General features: G+C 62.7%; 20 protein-coding genes. 4 read left to right on the top strand and 16 right to left on the bottom strand.

Annotated features, from left to right (window positions below; translation table 11 throughout):
• Window positions 1–335: 335 nt before the first annotated feature.
• The 4 genes from glmM to PanNE5_RS14785 form a co-directional block, all read right to left on the bottom strand.
• On the bottom strand, window positions 336–1679 hold the full coding sequence (glmM, locus tag PanNE5_RS14800; RefSeq protein ID WP_150562791.1) for a phosphoglucosamine mutase: 1344 nt from the start codon (window positions 1677–1679) through the stop codon (window positions 336–338).
• A 191-nt stretch (window positions 1680–1870) separates the two neighbouring features.
• On the bottom strand, window positions 1871–2767 hold the full coding sequence (gene folP / locus PanNE5_RS14795) for a dihydropteroate synthase (protein ID WP_410007531.1): 897 nt from the start codon (window positions 2765–2767) through the stop codon (window positions 1871–1873).
• A 312-nt stretch (window positions 2768–3079) separates the two neighbouring features.
• Window positions 3080–4954, bottom strand: a complete 1875-nt coding sequence (ftsH, locus tag PanNE5_RS14790; RefSeq protein ID WP_261938234.1) for an ATP-dependent zinc metalloprotease FtsH — start codon at window positions 4952–4954, stop codon at window positions 3080–3082.
• 119 nt (window positions 4955–5073) lie between these two features.
• Window positions 5074–5724 carry an RlmE family RNA methyltransferase gene (locus PanNE5_RS14785; protein WP_017231904.1) on the bottom strand — a complete coding sequence of 217 codons (651 nt, stop codon included), beginning with the start codon at window positions 5722–5724 and terminating at the stop codon, window positions 5074–5076.
• Window positions 5725–5863: 139 nt separating this feature from the next.
• On the opposite strand from PanNE5_RS14785, the gene yhbY reads away from it, so the two are divergent.
• Window positions 5864–6364: a ribosome assembly RNA-binding protein YhbY gene (gene yhbY, locus PanNE5_RS14780; protein WP_017231905.1), complete on the top strand. Its 501-nt coding sequence runs from the start codon at window positions 5864–5866 to the stop codon at window positions 6362–6364.
• 118 nt (window positions 6365–6482) lie between these two features.
• Here yhbY and PanNE5_RS14775 read toward each other — a convergent pair whose 3' ends face one another.
• The 8 genes from PanNE5_RS14775 to PanNE5_RS14740 all read right to left on the bottom strand — a co-directional run bounded on the left by PanNE5_RS14775 (window position 6483) and on the right by PanNE5_RS14740 (window position 16328).
• Entirely contained in the window at window positions 6483–6998 is a 516-nt protein-coding gene (locus PanNE5_RS14775) for a DUF4149 domain-containing protein (protein ID WP_261938233.1), read from the bottom strand.
• On the bottom strand, window positions 6982–7458 hold the full coding sequence (gene greA / locus PanNE5_RS14770; protein ID WP_017231907.1) for a transcription elongation factor GreA: 477 nt from the start codon (window positions 7456–7458) through the stop codon (window positions 6982–6984). The genes PanNE5_RS14775 and greA overlap by 17 nt, the downstream gene beginning before the upstream one ends.
• A 246-nt stretch (window positions 7459–7704) precedes the next feature.
• The gene (gene carB / locus PanNE5_RS14765) at window positions 7705–10947 is read right to left on the bottom strand and encodes a carbamoyl-phosphate synthase large subunit (RefSeq protein ID WP_017231908.1); all 3243 of its coding nucleotides are present in this window, start codon (window positions 10945–10947) and stop codon (window positions 7705–7707) included.
• 18 nt (window positions 10948–10965) lie between these two features.
• The gene (leuE, locus tag PanNE5_RS14760) at window positions 10966–11634 is read right to left on the bottom strand and encodes a leucine efflux protein LeuE (protein ID WP_150562794.1); all 669 of its coding nucleotides are present in this window, start codon (window positions 11632–11634) and stop codon (window positions 10966–10968) included.
• A gap of 39 nt (window positions 11635–11673) precedes the next feature.
• The gene (carA, locus tag PanNE5_RS14755; protein ID WP_017231910.1) at window positions 11674–12819 is read right to left on the bottom strand and encodes a glutamine-hydrolyzing carbamoyl-phosphate synthase small subunit; all 1146 of its coding nucleotides are present in this window, start codon (window positions 12817–12819) and stop codon (window positions 11674–11676) included.
• A gap of 195 nt (window positions 12820–13014) precedes the next feature.
• On the bottom strand, window positions 13015–13776 hold the full coding sequence (locus PanNE5_RS14750) for a FadR/GntR family transcriptional regulator (RefSeq protein WP_017231911.1): 762 nt from the start codon (window positions 13774–13776) through the stop codon (window positions 13015–13017).
• A gap of 144 nt (window positions 13777–13920) precedes the next feature.
• A complete protein-coding gene (gene treF, locus PanNE5_RS14745) occupies window positions 13921–15564 on the bottom strand; it encodes an alpha,alpha-trehalase TreF (protein ID WP_017231912.1) in 1644 nt (547 codons plus the stop codon).
• A complete protein-coding gene (locus tag PanNE5_RS14740) occupies window positions 15561–16328 on the bottom strand; it encodes an SDR family NAD(P)-dependent oxidoreductase (RefSeq protein WP_026131594.1) in 768 nt (255 codons plus the stop codon). Before PanNE5_RS14740 ends, treF begins: the two co-directional genes overlap by 4 nt.
• Window positions 16329–16760: 432 nt before the next feature.
• On the opposite strand from PanNE5_RS14740, the gene PanNE5_RS14735 reads away from it, so the two are divergent.
• From PanNE5_RS14735 to PanNE5_RS14725, 3 genes are all read left to right on the top strand, one after another.
• The gene (locus tag PanNE5_RS14735; RefSeq protein WP_017231914.1) at window positions 16761–18092 is read left to right on the top strand and encodes a C4-dicarboxylate transporter DctA; all 1332 of its coding nucleotides are present in this window, start codon (window positions 16761–16763) and stop codon (window positions 18090–18092) included.
• Window positions 18093–18173: 81 nt separating this feature from the next.
• Window positions 18174–19196 (top strand): allantoicase, encoded by a 1023-nt coding sequence (gene alc, locus PanNE5_RS14730; protein ID WP_261938232.1) that lies wholly within the window; start codon window positions 18174–18176, stop codon window positions 19194–19196.
• 77 nt (window positions 19197–19273) lie between these two features.
• On the top strand, window positions 19274–19807 hold the full coding sequence (locus tag PanNE5_RS14725) for an ureidoglycolate lyase (protein ID WP_150564802.1): 534 nt from the start codon (window positions 19274–19276) through the stop codon (window positions 19805–19807).
• A 470-nt stretch (window positions 19808–20277) separates the two neighbouring features.
• On the opposite strand, the gene mctP is transcribed toward PanNE5_RS14725, so the two are convergent.
• The 4 genes from mctP to PanNE5_RS14705 form a co-directional block, all read right to left on the bottom strand.
• Complete coding sequence (mctP, locus tag PanNE5_RS14720; protein ID WP_261938231.1) at window positions 20278–21828, bottom strand: monocarboxylate uptake permease MctP; 1551 nt, start codon at window positions 21826–21828, stop codon at window positions 20278–20280.
• On the bottom strand, window positions 21825–22055 hold the full coding sequence (locus PanNE5_RS14715; RefSeq protein ID WP_017231833.1) for a DUF3311 domain-containing protein: 231 nt from the start codon (window positions 22053–22055) through the stop codon (window positions 21825–21827). Before PanNE5_RS14715 ends, mctP begins: the two co-directional genes overlap by 4 nt.
• Window positions 22056–22263: 208 nt before the next feature.
• Window positions 22264–22671 (bottom strand): RidA family protein, encoded by a 408-nt coding sequence (locus tag PanNE5_RS14710; protein ID WP_026131573.1) that lies wholly within the window; start codon window positions 22669–22671, stop codon window positions 22264–22266.
• Window positions 22672–22673: 2 nt separating this feature from the next.
• A complete protein-coding gene (locus PanNE5_RS14705; RefSeq protein WP_017231831.1) occupies window positions 22674–23144 on the bottom strand; it encodes an acyl-CoA thioesterase in 471 nt (156 codons plus the stop codon).
• Window positions 23145–23166: the final 22 nt, after the last annotated feature.

The following is a 23166-nucleotide window of genomic DNA, read 5'->3' as shown; positions in this document are numbered from 1 at the left end:
TTGGGACCAAAAAGCCTTGTCTGGCAAGGGTTTAGGGTATCTCCAAGCACATGCCATCGCGCAAAACGCCCAATTCGGGACACATGTCAGCGCCGTGACACGGGTGCAAACCGTCTAACCATCCTAGGCCACCGTGTCACAAATGGAAATATCGGGTTGATCCGATTGCCATGATGGGAAGCCTGAACCGCAGGGGTGCGACAACGCGTTGACCGGCGCTTGCGCCCGCGGGATCGACTTCGATGAGGGGGATTCGGCGTTGTCTGCCGTGCCGCCCCACTCGGGGGGGCACGGCCCTGCCAGGACGGATGGCAGACCGGGCGCTCAGGGAACGCTCAGGCGGCCGATTTGACGACGTCGGCCAGATGCTGGGCGAAGGACGTGGCTTGGGAAGCTTCGCGGGCTTCCACCATCACGCGCAGCACGGGCTCGGTGCCCGATGCGCGAATGAGCACGCGCCCCGTATCTCCCAACTGAGATTCGACGGCGTTGCGCTCGTCGGACAGGCGCGCATCGCTCTGCCAGTCGTAGCCGGCCGGCGTACGGACGTTGATCATTTGTTGCGGGAACAGGCGCACGCCGTCGAGCAGCTTCGCCAGCGGCGGGTTGCCCGCGCGACGGATCGCCGCCAGCACTTGCAAGGCCGAGATGATGCCGTCGCCCGTCGTGTGCTTGTCCAGACACAAAATGTGGCCGGAGCCCTCCGCGCCAATCTGCCAACCGTGCTTGTGCAGTTGCTCGAGCACGTAACGGTCGCCGACCTTGGCGCGCACGAACGGCACCCCGAGGCCCTTGAGGGCGACTTCGACGGCCATATTGGTCATCAACGTGCCCACGGCACCCGGCACACCGCCATTGTCCAGCCGGTCCTTCACCAACAGATACAGCAGCTCGTCGCCGTTGTAGAGACGTCCCGCACCGTCGACGATCTGCAGGCGATCAGCATCGCCATCGAGCGCCACGCCAAGATCCGCGTGATTCGCACGCACGGCGCGCATAAGCGCATCCGGCGCCGTCGCCCCGCAGTCCTCGTTGATGTTGAAACCGTTCGGCTGGTTGCCGATCGCGATAACCTCGGCGCCCAACTCGTGGAACACATGGGGCGCGATGTGATACGCGGCGCCATTGGCGCAATCGACCACGATCTTCATGCCGCGCAAGTCGAAGTCGTTCGGGAACGTACTCTTGCAGAATTCGATGTAGCGGCCCGCGGCATCGTCCAGACGACGCGCCTTGCCGAGTTGCTCGGAGCGCACGCAGGTCATCGGATTGTCGAGTTCGGCTTCGATGGCCAGTTCGGTCTGGTCCGGCAGCTTGTTACCATCCGCCGAGAAGAATTTGATGCCGTTGTCGTGGTACGGGTTGTGCGACGCGCTGATCACCACGCCAGCCGCCAGGCGCAGCGCCCGGGTGAGGTAGGCTACGGCGGGCGTGGGCATCGGGCCCGCCATCATGGTGTCGACGCCGGCCGCCGCAAAACCGGCTTCCAGCGCGGCTTCGAGCATATAGCCGGAGACGCGCGTGTCCTTGCCGATCAACACCGTCGGACGGCCCAGCGTTTGGTTGCCGGCCAGCACGCGACCCGCGGCATAACCGAGTCGCAGCACGAACTCTGGCGTGATCGGACTTTCGCCCACCGTACCGCGAATCCCGTCGGTCCCAAAATAGCGTCGTTTCATCGTTGCATCGTTCCCAGTTGAGGCGCTGCGCCGGATGAGAGACCGGACGCGCGCGTCGTTCAATCTTTATATGTGCCGCCGTCAGACGGTGGGGGGCCACCGCCCCCGCCATTATCGCCGGCGCGCGTCCCCGCTGGGTCCCCATTGGCTTGCGGCGGTGGGGCCTTCCGGCGGGTTTGCCCGCAGCAGGGTTACTCGGCGTCGCGCACGGCGTGCCAGACCTTGAGCGCATCGACCGTCTCGGCGACGTCGTGCACGCGCACGATGGCCGCGCCCTGCTGCGCGGCACACATCGCTGCGGCGACGCTGGCCACCCGTCGCTCCAATGGCGCCTGACGCCCGGTAATTTCGCCGAGCATCCGCTTTCGCGACATGCCAACGAGCAACGGCAATCCATCGCGCGACAGCACACGCAAGTGTTTGAGCAGTGCGAGATTATGGGCGAGATTCTTGCCGAAGCCGAATCCCGGGTCGAGGTACAGACGCGACGGCGCAACACCGGCCGAAAGCAGTGCGTCCACCCGGCCGTCGAGGAACGCGGCGACCTCGGTGACAACGTCGGTGTAGATTGGTGCGTCCTGCATGGTCTTCGGGTCGTGCAGCATGTGCATGACGCACAGTGCGGCTTCGCTCTCGCGCACCGCGTCGATGGCACCGGGCTGCTGGAACCCCCAGATGTCGTTGATCATGTCCGCGCCAGCCGCGAGCACCGCGCGCATCACGCCCGGCTTATAGGTATCGACCGAGAGCGGCACGCCGCAATCGCGCAGCGCTTCGACGATCGGTACGACGCGTTCGAGTTCGGCGGCTTCCGACAGCGCTTCGGCGCCCGGACGGGTCGATTCCCCGCCGATATCGAGAATGTCGACGCCGTCGGCAATCAACTGTTCAGCATGGCGCAGAGCGGCGTCGCGCGCGACAAACTTGCCGCCATCGGAAAATGAGTCGGGCGTGACATTCAGGATGCCCATGACATGCACGCGGCGGCCATCGAGCTGGAAACGTGGGCCGAAGGCCAGCGTGGCGGGGGGGGCCGGGACGTCCGGTAACGCGCCTGCCTCGACGATATCGTCGGCGTCAGGGGACATGGGAGGAAGGGATTGCGACGGCTCGGAGGACATTCGGAAGCTCTGCTCAATAAGGCCAAATATAGCGGCCCGTTCGCCAGGACCGGACCTGCGCGCCCGAGATACCGGACGCTGCGTATGGGCGTAATGTTACCGGAATCACCCGTCACATCGACCATCGAAACACTCGGTAACACCGATATTCGTCGCGTTCCGCGCTCGGCGGCGGGCAGCGGGCAGCGGGCAGCGCCACCGCGTCTGAACGCAAAAAGGCCGGCGCAATGCCGGCCTTTCTGGGATGGCAGCGCTTGCGCGTGCCAGGCTTTTACGCGTTTAGACGGTCGCCGGGGTGTTGCTGGGCTTGAGCGGCGGATTGCCGCCCGACGCGCCACCGTTCGTCGGACCGTTCTTCGGCGGACGCGGCGGACGACCATCCATGATGTCGCCGATTTGCTCGCCGTCGATCGTTTCCCATTCCATCAGCGCCTGGGTCATCGATTCGACCTTGTCGCGGTTGTCTTGCAGCAACGTCTTGGCCAGGGCGTACTGTTCGTCCAGAATGCGGCGAACTTCCCCGTCGACCTTCTGCTGCGTGGCTTCCGACACGGACTTGGCGGACATCCGGCCGAACACCGAGTCTTGCTCCGTGTCGACGTAGACCATCGGTCCCAGGGCGTCCGACATCCCGTAACGTGTCACCATGTCGCGGGCGAGCTTGGTGGCACGCTCGAAGTCGTTCGAAGCGCCCGTCGACATCTTGTTGATGAACACTTCCTCTGCCGCACGGCCACCGAACAGGATGGCGATCTGCGTGAGCATCGTGTCGCGATACTCCGAGTACTTGTCGTGTTCCGGCAACTGCATCGTCAGGCCCAGAGCCCAGCCGCGCGGGATGATCGTGACCTTGTGCACCGGATCGGCACCCGGCAGCAGCATTGCCACCACCGCGTGACCCGACTCGTGATACGCCGTGGCACGTCGCTCTTCGTCGCGCATCACGGCCGACTTGCGCTCCGGACCCATGAAGATCTTGTCCTTCGCGTCTTCGAAATCGAGCATTTCGACGATGCGCTTGTTACGGCGCGCCGCGAACAGCGCGGCTTCGTTCACGAGGTTCGCCAGATCGGCGCCCGACATGCCCGGCGTTCCGCGCGCGATGACCGAAGCGTCGACGTCGTTCGAGATCGGCACCTTGCGCAGGTGCACCTTCAGGATCTGCTCACGGCCGCGGATGTCCGGCAGCCCGACGTAGACCTGACGGTCGAAGCGGCCCGGGCGCAGCAACGCCTTGTCGAGCACGTCCGACCGGTTCGTCGCGGCGATCACGATCACGCCCGAGTTGGCTTCGAAGCCATCCATCTCGACGAGCATCTGGTTCAGCGTTTGCTCGCGTTCGTCGTTACCGCCGCCCATGCCGGCGCCACGATGGCGGCCGACCGCGTCGATTTCGTCGATGAACACGATACACGGCGATTGTTTCTTCGCGTTTTCAAACATGTCGCGGACGCGGGCCGCCCCCACGCCGACGAACATTTCCACGAAGTCGGAACCCGAGATGCTGAAGAACGGCACCTTGGCCTCGCCGGCGATGGCGCGGGCAAGCAGCGTCTTACCGGTTCCCGGCGGGCCGACGAGCAGCACACCGCGCGGGATACGACCGCCGAGCTTCTGGAATTTCTGAGGGTCTTTCAGGAAGTCGACCAACTCGCCGACTTCATATTTGGCTTCGTCGCAACCGGCGACGTCGGCAAACGTCACGGGATTGGCATTCTCGTCGATGAGGCGCGCGCGGGATTTGCCGAAGGAAAAGGCACCGCCCTTACCCCCGCCCTGCATCTGCCGCATCATGTAGAACCAGAAGCCGATGATCAGCAACGTGGGTCCGAGGTAGTAGAGCACGGACATGAGCGCGTTCGGTTCGTCATCGGCTTTGCCCGAAACTTGAACGCCATACTTCATGAGGTCGCCCACCATCCAGATGTCGCCGGGCGACACGATGGTGTATTTCTGGCCGTCGCTGGGCGTCACCTGAAGGCTGCGCCCTTGCACTATCACGTTCTTGACCTTGCCATTTTTGGCATCGTCCATGAACTGGGAGTACGTCACGCCTTCCTGGACGTGCGGCTTGTCGAACTGTTTAAACACAGTAAACAAGACCAGCGCGATGACCAACCACACCGCCGCTTTGGAAAACATATTATTGTTCAAAGCGTTGCTCCTTCATGAAATCGCTTCGCGCCAGGAATTCATTCTAATCCACTCGCAGGCGCACCGCCATAGTGATTCTTTACCGCCGCCATAGCGCCAGAGCGCTGGTTTGACGGGCATCAAGCCGGATTTTTCAATCCTCGTCCCAAAATGAACGTTTCGGAAGATTTATCTCGGGACGCCTTTGGCTTGCGCGGCGCCACGGTTTTGAACTGGTGCTTGAATTTTTCGACAATCTGGCTGTAGCCACTGCCGTGAAAACATTTGACCAGCAATGCACCCTCCGGTTTCAGGTGTCGCTGAGCAAAATCCATCGCCAGATCGCACAAATGCTCGATCCGCGCTGCATCGGCCGACGCTACCCCCGACAAGTTGGGGGCCATATCGGAAACTACAAGGTCGACTTTGCGTCCGGCGAGGATTTCTTCGAGCTGCACGAGCACGCTGTCCTCGCGGAAGTCACCCTGCAGGAAGGTGACGTCGGCGATCGGCGCCATCGGCAGGATGTCCAGCGCGATGATCGTGCCGTCGATACCCCCTTCCGTGCGCTTGCCGCCCGCGAGCTTGTTGCGCGCGTACTGACTCCAGCTCCCGGGCGTCGCGCCCAGGTCGACAATGACCTGACCGGGCTTGATCAGCCGGTCCTGCTCGTCGATCTCCTTGAGTTTGTAGGCCGCGCGGGCACGATAGCCCTCGCGCTGCGCCATTTTGACGTAGGGATCGTTGATGTGATCGTGCAGCCAGGCGTGGCTGAAACGGTTTTTTGCCATAATTCTTCAAAAACGCTGCGATTTTGCAGGATAATAGGCCCTTGCGCGCCCAAAATGCGCGAGTCGGCCTCTGGTATTTGCAGGTGCGCCGGCCGCCGCGTACGGGTGCATCCTAACTCGTTTGTCTCGTCTGTCCTCTATGCCCGCCCTGACCCTGACCCCGGCGCAACGCGCCGACTTGCGCTCCACCGCCCATGCGCTGAATCCCGTTGTTCTGATTGGCGCCGACGGCTTGACGCCGGCGGTGCTCAAGGAAATCGACGGCGCCCTGAAGGCTCACGAACTGATCAAGGTACGTGTGTTCGGCGACGAACGCGATGCACGCGTGGCCATCTACGAAGCCATCTGCGATCAACTCGGCGCAGCGCCGGTACAACACATCGGCAAGCTGCTTGTTCTGTACCGCCCGACGCCGGACGAAACGGAAGCGCCGGTTCGCTCCCGGACCGGCGGTACGGGTGCGACGGTCAAGGGCCGTGCCCCGCGCACTGTCACGGTCGTCAAGACCAGCACCAACGCGGGACGCCGTCCGACCGTCAAGAAAGTGACCGTTCGCGGCAACGAACGCATGACCGCTGGCGGCATCGTCAAGAAGGCCAAAAAGCGCCAGACCAGCGTCAAACGCCAACGCAACGACTGAGCGAACGGCACACCGCCGCCAGTTCTCGAAAAAACGCGCCCGGACAACAGGCGCGTTTTTTTATGGATGCCGCGATCGGATTGGCTGCGAAGCCAGCGTCGCCGCACCCCTGCGACACTCAGCTACGCACCGGCTGACGCCAGATCAGTGCCATGCCGAGCAGGCTTTGCAGCAGGTAGATGCCGCTCGAAATACCGTGAAGCATGCCAAAACGTGCAGCGAACGCCGACTGGCCGATCTCCACGCCCGCCGCGTCCGCCTGCGCGCGCAGATCCGCCATCAACGGCTGGAGGCCGAACGAGGCGATCAGCACACAGACCATCATCGCCACCGCCAGCCACCGCAGTCCGCGATAGCTGCGTGCCGCTTGGGCGTCGCCCGCACGCGCAATCAGCGCCGTCGCCAGCCAGACCAGCAGCACGCCGCAGACGAGACTTATCCAGGCTTGCGTGTGAAACAGGCGACCGGCGACCGTTCCGGCCATGGTGCGCGATTCCAGCACTGCGAAGAGCGTGGGCGCCACGACATAGCCGATCGCCCACTGACTACCGCACCAGAGGGTCGCAATCAGGCGGAACAGCCGTTCCAGCCGCGGTGCGCCGCGGGCGGACGTTACGTCAGACGTAGCGGACATCGATGATCTCGTACTCACGCACGCCGCTCGGGGCCTGCACTTCGGCCACATCGCCAGCGTACTTGCCAATGAGGGCACGTGCGATCGGCGAACTCACCGAGATCTTGCCGTGTTCCAGATCGGCTTCGTCGTCGCCGACGATCTGGTACAGCACCGTGCCGCCGTTGTCGAGGTCTTCGAGTTCGACGGTGGCGGCAAACACCACGCGCCCCTCGGCGTCGAGCAACGACGGGTCGATGATCTGCGCGGCGGAGAGCTTGGATTCGAGATCGGCGATACGCCCCTCGATAAAGCCCTGCTTTTCCTTGGCGGCGTCGTATTCCGCATTTTCCGACAGATCGCCCTGCGCACGAGCTTCAGCAATCGCAGTGATCACGGCCGGACGTTCGACGGTCTTCAGGCGGTGCAGCTCTTCTTTGAGCAGCTCGGCGCCCCGCTTGGTCAGAGGAATGGTACTCATACGCGTTGTTCCGAAAGACAAAAAAATTGCCGCAGCAAAGCCGCATTCGCACTGGTTTGCGAACGCCGCTTGACCGCGGCTGTGACACCTATGTGGCGTTAGTGTAGCAGAGTTGTCGAGGCCGCCAACCACAGGGCCGGCCGCACGACATTGCAACAGCTATGCACCATTTGGCGCGTCCGACGGGGATCGGTTCCCTGCCGAGCGCGCCATTTCTTGCAGCGTAACCGCTCAGGCCTTGCGCAATCAGGCCGGCAGCAAGGCGTGCAGGCCCTGCAGGTCGTAGACCTCGAGATTCTGCAGATACTTCAGGCCTTCCACGGCGGCACGGGCACCCGAGATCGTCGTGTAGTACGTAACCTTGTGCGCTTGCGCCGACATGCGGATCGAGCGGGAATCGGCAATCGCCGTGCGCGTCTCGTCCACCGTGGTGAACACCAGCGCGATCTCGCCGTTCTTGATCATGTCGACAATGTGCGGACGGCCGTCCTTCACCTTGTTGACCACGCGCACCGGGATGCCGGCGGCGTCGATAGCCGCGGCGGTGCCACGCGTGGCCACGATCGGGTAACCCAGCGCGTGCAGCATGCGGGCCACTTCAACCGCGCGTGGCTTGTCGGCGTCCTTCACCGTGAGCAGCACCGTGCCCGAGGCCGGCAGGCGCGAGCCCGCGGCCAGTTGCGACTTGAACAGCGCCTCGCCGAACGTGCGGCCCACGCCCATCACTTCGCCCGTCGAGCGCATTTCCGGTCCAAGCACCGGGTCGACGCCCGGGAACTTCACGAACGGGAACACGGCTTCCTTGACGCTGAAGTACGGCGGCACGACTTCGCTCGTCACGTTTTGCGACTTGAGCGACTGACCGACCATGGCACGCGCGGCGATCTTGGCCAATTGACGACCGGTCGCCTTCGATACGTAGGGCACCGTACGCGAGGCGCGCGGGTTCACTTCGAGCACGTAGATCGTGTCGACCCCGTTGCCCTGCTGGATCGCGAACTGCACATTCATCAGGCCGATCACGTTGAGGGCGCGGGCCATGGCGGCCGTCTGCCGCTTGAGTTCGGCCACGGTCGGCGCGGAGAGCGTGTACGGGGGCAGCGAGCAAGCCGAGTCGCCCGAGTGGACGCCAGCCTGTTCGATGTGTTCCATCACGCCGCCGATATAGACGTCCGTGCCGTCGGAGATGCAATCCACATCGCATTCGATGGCGTCGTCGAGGAAGCGATCGAGCAGCACCGGGCTGTCGTGGCTGACCTTGACGGCTTCGCGCATGTAGCGCTCGAGGTCACGCGGCTCGTGGACGATTTCCATCGCACGCCCGCCCAGCACATACGAGGGACGCACCACCAGCGGGTAGCCGATCTCGGCGGCGAGCTTGAGCGCTTCGTCCTCGGCGCGCGCCGTGCGGTTCGGCGGCTGGCGCAGGCCCAGGTCCTGCAGCAGCTTCTGGAAGCGCTCGCGGTCTTCGGCCGCGTCGATCATGTCGGGGCTGGTGCCGACGATGGGCACACCGTTCGCTTCGAGATCGAGGGCCAGCTTGAGCGGGGTCTGACCGCCGTACTGCACGATCACGCCGACCGGCTTTTCGAGGTCGACGATTTCGAGCACGTCTTCCAGCGTCACCGGTTCGAAGTACAGACGATCCGACGTGTCGTAGTCCGTCGACACCGTTTCCGGGTTGCAGTTGACCATGATGGTCTCGTAGCCGTCTTCACGCAGTGCGAGCGCCGCGTGCACACAGCAGTAATCGAACTCGATCCCCTGGCCGATACGGTTCGGACCACCGCCCAGCACCATGACCTTCTTCTTGTTGGTCGGCTGGGCTTCGCACTCTTCCTCATAGGTCGAGTACATGTAGGCCGTGTCGGTCGAGAATTCGGCAGCGCAGGTGTCCACGCGCTTGTAGACCGGGCGCACCTTCTGTGCGATACGGGCTTGGCGCACGGCCGTCTGGTCGGTGCCGAGCAGCTTGGCGAGGCGGCGATCCGAGAAGCCGCTTTGCTTGAGGAAGCGCAGCTCGTCGGTCGACAGGCTCTCCAGCGTACGGCCGGCCAACGCCTGTTCCTTCTTGACGATGGCTTCGAGCTGAGCGAGGAACCACGGGTCGATGGCCGTCTCGGCGTACACCTCTTCCAGGCTCATGCCCAGACGGAACGCGTCGCCCACGTACCAAATGCGGTCGGGGCCCGGCTCGCCGATCTCGGCCACGATCTCGTCGCGGTCGGTCGACTTTTCGTCCAGACCATCCACCCCGACTTCCAGGCCACGCATGGCCTTCTGGAACGACTCCTGGAACGTGCGGCCCATGGCCATCACTTCGCCGACCGACTTCATCTGCGTGGTCAGGCGCGCGTCGGCTTCGCGGAACTTCTCGAAGGCGAAACGCGGTACCTTGGTCACGACATAGTCGATGGTCGGCTCAAACGAAGCCGGTGTAGCACCGCCGGTGATCTCGTTGCGCAGCTCGTCGAGCGTGTAGCCGACGGCCAGCTTGGCGGCGATCTTGGCGATCGGGAAGCCGGTCGCCTTCGACGCCAGTGCCGAAGAGCGCGACACGCGCGGGTTCATTTCGATGACGACCATGCGGCCGTCCTTCGGGTTGATCGAGAACTGAACGTTCGAGCCGCCCGTCTCCACGCCGATTTCGCGCAGCACTGCCAGCGACGCGTTACGCAGCAGTTGGTATTCCTTGTCGGTCAGCGTCTGGGCGGGTGCTACGGTAATCGAATCGCCGGTGTGCACGCCCATCGGGTCGAGGTTCTCGATCGAGCAGACGATGATGCAGTTGTCGGCGCGGTCGCGCACGACTTCCATCTCGTACTCTTTCCAGCCCAGCAGCGACTCTTCGATGAGCAGTTCACGCGTGGGCGAGAGGTCGAGACCGCGCTTGCAGATCTCTTCGAACTCTTCGCGGTTGTAGGCGATGCCGCCGCCCGAGCCGCCGAGCGTGAACGACGGACGGATCACCATTGGATAGCCGCTGCCGCCGATCTCGGCCATGATCTGCGCCTGCACGGCGAGCGCATCTTCCATTGAATGGGCGATGCCCGACTTGGCCGACCCGAGACCGATCTTGGTCATCGCGTCCTTGAACTTCAGGCGGTCTTCGGCCTTGTCGATGGCTTCCGGCGACGCGCCGATCAGCTCGACCTTGTACTTATCGAGCACGCCATGCTTGTGCAGGTCGAGCGCGCAGTTCAGCGCGGTCTGGCCACCCATGGTCGGCAGGATGGCATCCGGGCGTTCCTTGGCGATGATGCGCTCGACGACTTCCCAGGTAATCGGTTCGATGTAGGTCACATCGGCCGTGTCCGGGTCGGTCATGATCGTGGCGGGGTTGCTGTTGATCAGGATGACCTTGAAGCCTTCCTCGCGCAGCGCCTTGCAGGCCTGTGCGCCGGAATAGTCGAATTCGCATGCCTGACCGATGATGATCGGACCGGCGCCAATGATGAGGATGCTCTTGATGTCTGTGCGCTTTGGCATAACGTTCTCAACAAAAATTTAACTCAGCGTCGCGGTCGCGAGCTTCACACCGAAGCCGACGAACAGCGCGCCCACGCCGCCGGTCGCCCCGGCGCTCAACCGGCGACGTTGCCGGAAGTGCTCGGCCAGGCGGTAACCGGCCAGGATCAGCGTGCTCAGATACAGGAAACTGCAGGTCTGCACGATCGCGCCCAGCACCGCAAACGACACGGCGGGGTAGGCGTAGCCCGGATCGACGAACTGGATGAAAAACGACACGCAGAACAGGATCGCCTTCGGGTTGAGCAGGCTGATGAACAGCGCCCGCTTGAACGGGTGATCCGCGTCGACTGGCTTGGGCGCGGCGACGGCCGTCCCGGCGTTGGCGCGTGCGGCCCGCGCGTTGGCGATGGCTCCGCGCAGCATGTTCACGCCCATCCAGCAAAGATAGGCGGCGCCGAGATACTTCACCACGAAGAACAGCGCCGGCTGCGCATGCAGCAGCGACGCCACGCCGGCGGCCGACAGGGTCATGAGGATCGTGTCGCCGAGGAACACGCCGCATGCGCCTGCGTAGCCCTGGCGAACCCCGCGCTGCGCTGCCACCGACAGCACATAGAGCGAGTTCGGCCCTGGCAGCAGAATGATCACCACCACCCCGGCCAGGTAGGTCCAGAGGTTGACGATGCCGATCGAGTTTCCGAGCATGTTGAGCGTTCCCTTATCCGTATCTCGTCGTGCCAGGCCTTACGCGGGCTGCTTCGCGTCGACCATCGACTGCACGAAGCGATCGAACAGATAGCCGATGTCGTGCGGGCCGGGCGAGGCTTCCGGGTGTCCCTGGAAGCAGAAGGCCGGGCGATCCGTCAGCTCGAAGCCTTGCAGCGTGCCATCGAACAGCGACACGTGCGAGACGCGCGCGTTGGCCGGCAGGCTATTGGCATCCACGGCGAAGCCATGGTTTTGCGACGTGATGACCACACGGCCGGTCGCGAGATCCTTGACCGGATGGTTGGCGCCGTGGTGACCGGTCTTCATCTTCAGCGTCTTCGCGCCGACGGCCAGACCCATGATCTGGTGGCCGAGGCAGATGCCGAAGGTCGGGATGCGGCGTTCGAGGAACGTCTTCGTGGCGGCGATGGCGTAATCGCAAGGTTCCGGGTCGCCGGGGCCGTTCGAGAGGAACACACCGTCCGGGTTCAGCGCGAATACGTCGTCGGCCGAGCTTTGCGCCGGCAGGACCGTGACCTTGCAACCGCGCTGGGCCAGCATGCGCAGGATGTTGCGCTTGACGCCGTAGTCCAGTGCGACCACGTGGAATTTCGGATCCTTCTGTTCACCGTAGCCTTCGCCCAGGCGCCATTCCGTTTCCGTCCACGAATACGGCTCCGTGGTCGAGACGACCTTGGCAAGGTCCATTCCGGCGAGGCCCGGGAACGATTGGGCAAGCGCGATGGCCTTGGCCGCGTCAGCGCCTTCTCCGGCGAGGATGCAGCCGTTCTGGGCGCCCTTCTCGCGCAGAATACGGGTGAGGCGGCGCGTGTCGATACCGGCGATGGCTACAACGCCCTCGTCCTTCAGATATTGCGACAGCGTCCTGTCGGCGCGGAAATTCGACTCGAGGATCGGCAGATCCTTGATGATCAGGCCTGCGGCATGGACTTTCGTGGCTTCGACGTCTTCACCGTTGACGCCCGTGTTGCCGATGTGCGGATACGTCAACGTGACGATCTGACGCGCATAGCTGGGGTCGGTGAGGATTTCCTGATAGCCGGTGATGGCGGTGTTGAAAACCACTTCACCGATGGTGTGACCGGCAGCGCCGATGGCGTACCCACGAAAGACCGTGCCGTCAGCGAGCGCGAGAATGGCGGGTGGGAATGACGGCAGCACGGGAAACTCCTGGAGGTTTCACCCCGGCTGCCAGCCCCATCGTCCGCTCGCGATGACACTTGCGCGGGCACCGGAATTGCGCGGAATATGCGCACAGCGGAGGCTCGGGCTACGGACGAGATGTCAGGCGGGTAGGCGCTAGGGTGAGGGTTAAATGACTAAAACCTTCAAAGTATAGCGCAAATCCCAATCATCTCAAAGCTGAACATGTGGAACACCAGTACGCTCTGCGTTCTCCCTGGGGGTGAGGCTGTTTGGGGACGGATACGCAGAGGGGATAGGGAAATGGATGCCCGCCCGCTGGGCCGCCAGCACGATATGGCGCTCCATGGCGGCCCCGGCGACGGCGCCATCGCGGCGGCGCAGGGCGTCGAGTATCTCCAGATGTTCATGATAGGTGGAGAGCACCAGTTCGCGCTGATAGAACGGAAGGCGCTGGCTTTCCATCACAATCTCCGTGCTGCCGCGCAGGATATCGGCGATGGCCCCGTTTCCGGCGAGTCCCACGATGCGCAGGTGGAAGGCAAAGTCCAGTTGGGCGGCCGTGTCGACGTCGCCGTCGACCAGTGCGACCTTCATCGCCTCCACGTTGTCCGTGAGCCACTCGATCTCGCCATTGCTGGCCGCGTGGGCGGCGAGGCGGGCGGAGAAGCCTTCGAGCGCATAGCGCAACTGATACGTGTCGGCGAGCGAGATCTGGTCGGCGAAGCGCCAGGCGACGCCCAGGCGCGCCGAGGCGTCGTTCACATAAACGCCTTTACCGGGGCGGATCGCTACCATGCCAAGCGCCTCGAGCGTCGACAGGGCCTCACGCAGCGAGGCGCGACTGATCGTCAGCTCTTCGGCGAGTTGGCGTTGTGACGGGAGCATCGCGCCAGCCGGATAGACCTGACGTTCGATGCGCTCGCGGATGATGGCGACGGCGGCGTCGGTTACGGCATGCGCCGAATGCTTCATGAGGCCTCACAGGGAATGCGGGTATACGTATCTCGCATTGTACGACGCCAAATATCTCCCCAGGCGCTCAGCCGGCAACGCGTGAGCAAACCCGGGCGGCGTGGGGACTTACCGTTCGCCCGGCGCACGGGCGCAGGGCAGGCGCTATCGACGCGTGCCTCCGCGCGCGCGGCCTTGCGCCGTCGCCTGGTGGGCGGGGTGTTCGGGATGATCGCCGAGGAGGCGACGCACGACCCCATTGGTCCAGCCGAAGCCATCCTGAAGCGGGTACTCCCCGCCTCCCCCACCGCTTGCCGACATTGCATCGCTCGCATGCAGCGAGTACTTCTCGACGAGCTTGCTTTCGCGAGCATAGAGCGCGCTGACCGTCGAGAGCCAGCGGTGGGCGATATCGTTCGCGAGCCTGTGCTCGCCGTACTGACGAAGCCCGTGAATGGCGATCCATTGCAGCGGCGCCCAGCCATTCGGCGGATCCCATTGCTGCAGGCTGGACGCCTGCGTCGTGCGCAGCCCTCCGGGGGCCAGGAGACGATCCTCGATCGTCTGCGCCGAGCGGCGTGCTTGCTCACGCGAGGCCAATCCAACAAAGAGTGGCGTGGCGAGCGCGGCCGACAACCGCGGGTGCGGCGCACCGCGCTGCCAGTCGTAATCCAGGAATGCGCCCTCGTCGTCGCACCAGAGATAGCGCGTCATCGCCTCGCGCCGGGCTTGCGCACGCGCGGCAAAGGCTCGGGCGTTTTCCGTGTCGCCATTGGCCTCGCTCAGCCTGGAAATCTGCACTTCAGAGGCAAACAGGAAGCTATTCAGGTCCACGGGCACGAAGGCGGTCGTGCGGATCGAACCGAGGTTGGTCGCGTCGTCCAGCCAGCGCGAGCTGAAGTCCCAGCCCGAGGCTGCGCCGGCGCGCAGATCGCGATACACCTGCGCAGCGGGACGATCCGGCGCATGGAGCGCCGTATTCACATCTTCCAGATACCCTTCCTCGCGCGGCGTATCGCGTTCGTCCCAGTAGCGATTGAGGCGTGAGCCGTCGGGCAGGCACACGACATGGCGATAGGCATCGCCGGGGGCGAGCGACGCCTCCCCGTCCATCCAGAAGTCGTACTCGCGACGCAAGTGGGGCAGATACCGGATCGCGCGCGCCACGCCGTGCGACTCGAACAGCGCCACCATCAGTCCATACATCGGCGGCTGCGAGCGGCTCAGGTAGTAAGTGCGATTGCCGTTCGGGATGTGGCCGTAAGTGTCGATGAGAAAAGAAAAATTATCGGCCATGCTCACCAGCAAATCGTGGCGGGCGCTGCAAGCCAGGCCAAGCATCGTGAAATACGAGTCCCAGTAATAAAGCTCGTGGAAGCGTCCGCCCGGCACCACATATGGCCGGGGGAGTGGCAACAGCGAGCTGTAGGCCGGGTGCGTTTCGGGCAAGCGCGTGAGGACATCCCAGAGTCCGTCGATATGGTCGACGAGCCCCTGCCCTGGGTCAGAGACATAGTGACTGGCGGGTGGGCGTTCGAGGGTGAAATACGACGACACGAAGCGCGCAAGGTCGAAGCCGGGTTTCGCGACGTCGTCGCGATAGCGGCGCAGGATCTCGTCCGGCGCCAGCGTGGGCACGCAGTCCACAAACGTCTTGCTGTCGGGAAAAATGCGCTGCGTCTGCACGTCGACGAACAACTGCTGATAGCGATCGGCGGGGGTGAGTACGTCAGACGGTGCCGAATGTGCGACGTCCGGCGTCATGCCGCCGGCGGCCAGCGAGCGTTGTACAGTGTCCGTCATCGTCATTGCTCCGCGTAACGCCAGAGCAGGCCGCCGTCGACGAACAGCGTAGTGCCCGTAACATAACTGGCGTCCGGCGAGGCGAGGAACAGCACGGCGTTGGCGACTTCGCTCGGATCGGCGAGACGCCCGAGGGGGATGTTGGCGATCAGCGCGTCGCGCTCCGCCTTATTGGCGAGGAGCTGATGATTGATCGCCGTGCCGACCGCGCCGGGCGCGACGTTGTTGACCGCAATACCGAGCGGGGCGAGTTCGATCGCGAGATTGCGCATCATCATCTTCAGGCCGCCCTTGCTGGCGCAGTAACTGGTGAAATGCGGAAACGGCAGCTCCTCGTGAACCGAGCTGACGTTGACGATGCGCCCGCCGCGCTTCGTGTCGCGCAGGTGCTGCACAAACGCCTGTGTGAGAAAGAAAGCCCCCTTCAGGTTCACATTCATCACCAGGTCGTAGTCCGCTTCCGTCACATCCAGAAAGGGCGCCCGCCGCTCCACGCCCGCGTTATTGACCAGAACATCGACCCGTCCCATGGCCTCGACGGCTTGCGCAATCACTGCGCGGTCGTCCGCGGCGACACCGACATCTCCCGCGATCACGCAGCCGTCGCTACCGGCCGTGCGCACCGCGTCGAGCGTCTGTTCGGCCATCGCGTTGTGCTGCCGATCCTCCACCACGATGCGTGCGCCCTCCTGTGCGAGACGGATCGCGATGGCGCGTCCGATGCCCTGAGCACTGCCGGTAACCAATACCACCGTGTCCTTCATTCGCATGGCGCCCCCTATTTCTGCACAAATTGCGGGATCTGCGCACACTGCCTTGCGGCTTTCACCGGGCGTCGAGGCAGCGCACCCTACGCAAGTGCGACCGCCCGTCCCAAATCGAAGTTCACACAAACTGCAGAGGATTCGCCCAACAAAACCGGCGAATGCGAGCGAATCGCCGCCCTTGGCCCAAGCTGCGTGGGGCATCGCCCTGCCCTAGGGAATCCCCTCAGAAAACACGTCTTGACCCCACCATATTGGCTTTCTAATATTCTCCATAACACCACTGGTCAGACCGGTATGACTTGTCTGAATACATGGATGGGTGTTGATTCGAATTGTGGTTGCGGTAGAAAACATTAGCCCCCAGAGAGCGCAGTCCGTCAGGCGTAGAGATTGCGAAATCCGAGAGAGTGATTTTGCAGGCAGAGGAGACAAACCATGCCCAAGCTGTTTCGTTCGTTGTTTGGCCGAGTCGTCATTGCGCTGATCGTTGGCGTGGCGCTTGGCATTTGGTTTCCGCACTTGGGAGAGTCATTGAGCCCGTTGGGCGATGGCTTTCTGAAGCTCATCAAGATGGTCATTGGACCGATCGTCTTCTGCGTGGTGGTCAGTGGCATGGCGAGTGCGGGTGACTTGCGCAAAGTCGGCCGGGTTGGCGTCAAGGCCGTTTTGTACTTCGAAGTCATCACCACCTTCGCGCTAGTCATTGGTGCTTTGCTGGCTTGGGCGACGCATCCGGGCGTGGGCATGAACATCGACGTTCGCAGCCTCAATCCGAGTGCGATGGCGGCGTACACCGAGAATGCCAAGGGATTGCAGGACACCGCTGGCTTCCTGTTGAAGATCATCCCCGACACCGTCACCGACGCCTTTGCCAAAGGCGACATCCTGCAGATTCTCGTCTTCTCCGTCATGTTCGGCTGTGCCTTGGCCGCCCTTGGTGAGCGTGGGCGTCCTGTCGCGCGCTTCATCGAAGACCTGAGCCACGTTTTCTTCCGAGTGATGGCGTTCATCATCCGACTCGCGCCGCTGGGTGTCTTGGGTGCCGTGGCGTTCACCACCGGCAAATACGGCGCGTCGTCGCTCAAGCAGCTTGGCATGCTCGTGCTCGTGTTCTACGTGAGCTGCTTCGTCTTCGTCACCGTGGTACTGGGTACCGTATTGCGTCTGGCGGGCTTCAACATCTTCAAGTTCATCAAATACTTCCGTGAAGAGTTGTCCATCGTGTTGGGCACCGCGTCGTCCGATGCCGTATTGCCGGCCATCATGCGCAAGCTCGAGTGGATGGGCATCAAAAAATCCACCGTGGGTCTGGTGATACCTACGGGTTACTCCTTCAACCTCGATGGCTTTTCCATCTACCTCACGCTGGCCGTCATCTTCATTGCCCAGGCGACCAACACCCCGTTGTCCATCCATGACCTGATCCTCGTCATCCTCGTCTCGCTGCTGACGTCCAAGGGGGCCCATGGCATTCCGGGGTCGGCCATCGTGATCCTGGCGGCGACGCTCACGGCCATTCCCGCCATCCCGGTCATTGGCCTCGTACTGATCCTTCCGGTCGACTGGTTCGTAGGCATTGCGCGGGCCGTCACCAATCTGTTGGGCAACTGCGTCGCGACCCTCGTCGTGGCCGCGTGGGAAAAAGACGTCGACTTTGCGAGAGCCCACAAAGTGCTCGATGGCGTGCTGCCTTACGAGCCCATTGCGGTGACCGTGGACGACATAGCCGAAGCTGGCACGCCGGCCAACGTGGCACTGACACGCTGAACGAGCGTCACTACTTAAACGAACCAACGAACCCAATGCCGACGCGAGGCGTCGGCAGCTACTCCTGGAGTCAAACGCAACATGGCCCTCGCCCCGCAAGACCCGAACGCACCGGAATTTGTGCGCCGTTACGTCAACTTGGCTGATCCGCGCCTGGGTGCGCAGGCGTTGGAGGCCAGCGACGAGTTTTTCGCGGCCAAGGAGCGCATGCTCAACCCTGAGCCGGCCGTGTTCATCCCTGGCAAATACGACGACAACGGCAAGTGGATGGATGGTTGGGAGACACGTCGCAAGCGTGTGAACGGCTACGACTGGTGTGTGGTCAAGCTGGCGCGACCGGGCGTGTTGTTTGGCGTTGACCTCGACACCAGCCACTTCACCGGCAACTTTCCGCCGGCCGCGTCGCTCGAGGGTTGCCACAGCCCGGACGGCGCCCCGGGCGAGTCGGCCGAGTGGTTCGAATTGCTGGCGTCGACCAGCTTGCAGGGCAATGCGCACCACTACCATGCGATTACGCAGTCGCGTGCGGTGACCCATGTGCGAGTGAACCTGTACCCCGATGGTGGCCTGGCGCGTTTGCGCGTGTATGGGTTGCCGCAGAGCGATTGGGCGCGACGCTCGCGTGACGAGTTGATCGACCTCATCGCGATGGAGAATGGCGGTTACGTCGTCGCGGCGAACAACCAGCACTTCGGGATGGCATCGAACCTGTTGATGCCGGGCCGGGGGGTGAACATGGGCGATGGGTGGGAGACGCGTCGACGTCGTGAGCCGGGCAACGACTGGGCGATCATTGCGTTGGCGCAGCCGGGCGAGATTGCGAAGATCGAAGTGGACACGGCGCACTTCAAGGGCAACTTCCCGGATCGTTGTTCCATTCAGGCGGCGTATGTGACGGGCGGCACCGAGCAGTCCTTGATTACGCAGTCGATGTTCTGGCCGGAGTTGTTGCCTGAGCAGAAATTGGCGATGGACAAGCAATTCAGCTTTGAGGAGCAGGTACAGAGGCTGGGGGCGATCACGCACATTCGCTTCAACATCATTCCGGACGGGGGTGTATCGCGTTTGCGGTTGTGGGGCCGGTTGAGCGAAAAGAAAGCGTAAGCGCGAATGAATCCCTCTCGCGCCCGGCAGGGGTGCGAGAGGGGGGGAAATGAAAAAAGGAAAAAAAGGAGAGTGACATGGCGGGAGCGGCGTTGAAGATCGAGCGATTGACGCGAGAGGCGTTTGCGCCGTTTGGCGATGTGATTGAGTTGTCGGGGGCGAAGCATTTCGGGATCAATGGCGGGACGACGGAGCGGTTTCACGATTTGGCGACGGTAGATTTGGGGCCGGAGGGCGGCCGCACGTTGGTCAATGTGTTTCGTGGCCAGCCGAGGCAGTTGCCGTATGAGGTGAAGATGTTGGAGCGGCATCCGTTGGGGAGTCAGGCGTTCATACCGTTGAAGACGACGCCGTACCTGGTGGTGGTAGCGCCGGCGGGCGAATTGGACGTGAGTCAGATGAGGGCGTTTGTTTCGGAGGGGTGGCAGGGGGTGAACTATGCGCGTGGCGTGTGGCATCACCCGTTGTTGGCGTTGGATGAGGTGAGTGACTTCGTGGTGGTGGATCGGGGTGGAGAGGGTCACAACTGTGACGAGCAGGATTTGCCGGGCACGTATGTGTTGACGCGAGCGGCGTTGGAGGCGGTGCGCTCAGCGAGAAAGGCGGCATAAGCAAAGTGGTAGCGAACGATAAGTGCAGGACAGCGAAGACGCCGGGGAGAGCCCGGCGTTTTGCATATGGGGGGATGAAAAAGCGAGCGATGGAGGCGAGCGAGAGGAGACGCTAGGAGGCACTAGGAGGCACTAGGAGGCACTAGGAGAAGCAAGAAGGAGGTAGGAGGAGAAGAGGGACTGGAGAGGCGTGGGCGACGACGCGGCCGTCCTGCGGCAGATGCGGAGCACGCGCGGGGCGGGTGCGGCGTCGCGATGGCGATGGAGACGGGCGGTGTCGACGGGACAGGGGCGGTGTGGGGGGAGGCGTGGGAAGCGGGCGGTGTCGGTGGGGGGACTGGGGGCGTGGAGGGGGATGGACCGGGGCCCCTTTCTGCAGCGAGTTGGGTTTATGTTTGAGAGGCGGAAAGGGGCCCCGGTCCGTCTAGGGGAGTGGTGTTGAGGCCCCGATCCGCCAGCAAAACACCTCATCAAGAATGGACTGCGTCCGAATAATCCTCTGGCTGGGTGGCATCAGAGCGTGGTTGCATGCCGAGCACCTTGACGAGCGCCGTCACCAGAACGGCGACGAGCAGATTGATGAAGAGCGAATAGAGTGCGGCATAGCCGGGCATCGTGAGCGAGCCGATGTGCAGAGCGAAGACAGACGACTTGAAGCCTGTAGAGGCGGCCATCCACGTACCGACGGCGATACCGGCGAACCAACCGATCAGCAGGCCGCGATGATCGAGCCAACGCGTATAAAGCCCGAGCACGATTGCGGGAAGCGTCTGAATGATCCAGATGCCGCCGAGCAGTTGCAGCTGAATCGCGTATTGAAGCGGCAAGAACAGCACGAAGAACAGCGCGCCGAGCTTCACCACCAGCGAGACACGTTTTGCGATCAGCGTCTCCTGCGCAGCGGACACCGATTTATTCAGGAATTCCTTATGCACATTACGTGTATAGAGATTCGCGGCGGCGATCGACATAATGGCGGCGGGGACCAAAGCACCGATGGCGATAGCGGCGAATGCCACGCCGACAAACCACGAAGGGAAGGCATAGAGGAACAGCGCCGGTACGGCGAAATTCGTCCCATATTGCGCGAAATAGGGTGCGAACTGAGGCATCGACTTCACTCCGGAGGCCAACGCCATGTACCCGAGCAAGGCGATCAACCCGAGCAGCAGCGTATAGGCGGGCAACAGCGCCATATTGCGTCGAATCGTATTACCGCTCTTTGCGCTGAGCAGCGCCGTAATCGAGTGCGGGTACAAGAACAGAGCGAACGCCGAGCCCAATGCCAGCGTTGCATAAGCACTGTAGCCTGCGAGCGAACCGCCTGATGGCGGTTTCAGCAGCAGATTCCCTGCGGGGACTGCCGCGAACACATGCGACATTCCGCCCAGGCGAATCGGAATCACGATCAACGCCGCGATAATCGTCAGATAAATCAGCGTGTCCTTCACAATCGCGATCAATGCCGGTGCGCGCAATCCACTGGTGTACGTGTAAGCCGCGAGAATCACGAACGCGATAATCAGAGGCAAATCGCCGAGCCAGCCAGTCGCGTGAAAGCCCAGCGCGCCGATCACCACCTCGATCCCGACCAATTGCAGGGCAATGTACGGCATCGTTGCCACGATCCCCGTGACCGCGATCGCCAGCCCTAGCCAACCGCTGCCGTAGCGAGCGCTCACAAAATCCGCAGCCGTCACATAGCCATGCTTTCGCGACACCTGCCAAAGCTTCGGAAAGACCACAAACGCAAACGGAAAAACCAGAATCGTGTACGGCAACGCGAAGAACCCCAGCGCGCCGGCGCCGAACACCAACGCCGGCACAGCGATAAACGTATAAGCCGTATACAAATCGCCGCCGAGCAAAAACCAACTGACAATCGTGCCGAAGCGTCGCCCTGCCAGCCCCCACTCGTCGAGCTGCGCGAGATCCCCGCGTCGCCAGTGCGCCGCCACGAACCCCACGATCGTGACAAACACAAACAGCGCGACAAAAACCACCGTGGCCGTCCAGTTCATGATCGACCTCCCGTCGCAGCGTCAGCCGGCGCCGTGCGTCGGTGCACCCACGCCGTAAGCAGCGCGGTCACCAACACCCACGCAAACTGATACCAATAGAAAAACGGGAAACCGAAGAGAGACGGCTCGAGCCGGTTGTAGAACGGCACCCACAGAACGCCAGCGAAAGGCAGCAACAACAGCCACAGCCAACCCCTGCCGCGCGATAGCGACGCGTTTTCATTCATGATTGCGTACCTCCCGGCGGGATCGCCACCGATCGCTCACGCAACGTGTGCCTATAACGACTATATGTCCTGAAAAGCAAAACGGCTTACGGACAAACCCCAACCCAACCGGATTCGCCGTAAGCCGCATTTCGCGAGGAAAAACCGGCGTCGTCAGACCATGCCCGCCATCCAGCTTCCTCCTTCACCGACCCAACATTCCCAACGCCTACGCCGCCGGCACTACCGCGGTCACCTCGATCTCCACCTTCGCTTCGTCCTCCACCAGATCGGCCACTTCCACCGCCGTCATCGCCGGGAAATGACGACCGATCACTGCGCGATAATGCTCCCCAATCGCGCGATAACACTCCACATACTCGCGCTTATTCTTCACATACCACGTCATGCGAACAATATGTTCCGGCTTCGCATTGCCCTCCGCCAGAATCGCCACAATATTCTCAAGCGTCTGACGCACCTGCAGCGCGAAATCGTCCGTCTCGAAACGTTGCTGCCCATTCCAGCCGATCTGACCGCCGACAAACACAATGCGGCTGCCCGCCGTCATCTCGAAAGCCATGCCATTCGCATAGCCGCGCGGCTTCGCCCATTCGGGGGGTTGCAGAACTTGCAGCATCAGGACACTCCTTCAATAACAGAATCAGGTGCGGCAAAGCGCACAATCGCCGCGCGCTGGGCGTCGGGCACCGCGATCGGGGCGGGCCTGCCGCCCTCGCCCTTCGCGACCCAAACCAACACCAGCGTGGCTTGCAAACGCGTCTCGTCGTTCGCTCCGGAAAACCGGATGCGCAACGTCATCGACGAACGACCCAGACGCGAGACCTCCAGCGAACGCTGGAGCGTCTCACCCAAAAAACTCGGCGCACTGAAGCGACACTCAATGTTCGCCGTCGGCACGCCCATCGCATTACGCAAATGCATCTCGCCGAACGACAGACCCAGCCCTTCGGCGCACCAGTCCTCGACCAGATCGTTCATCATCTCGAAATAGCGCGGATAGAACACAATCCCGGCCGGGTCGCAATGCTTGAACCGCACCAACAACGGCTTCACAAACGCGTGCGCCGCCACCTCAGCTTCCGACATATCCTCTCCCCCCGCATGCCTC

It is taken from the genome of Pandoraea sp. NE5, from assembly GCF_024363545.1.
In the GTDB taxonomy this organism is placed as follows: domain Bacteria; phylum Pseudomonadota; class Gammaproteobacteria; order Burkholderiales; family Burkholderiaceae; genus Pandoraea; species Pandoraea cepalis.
This window is presented reverse-complemented; position numbering and strand designations above follow the sequence as displayed.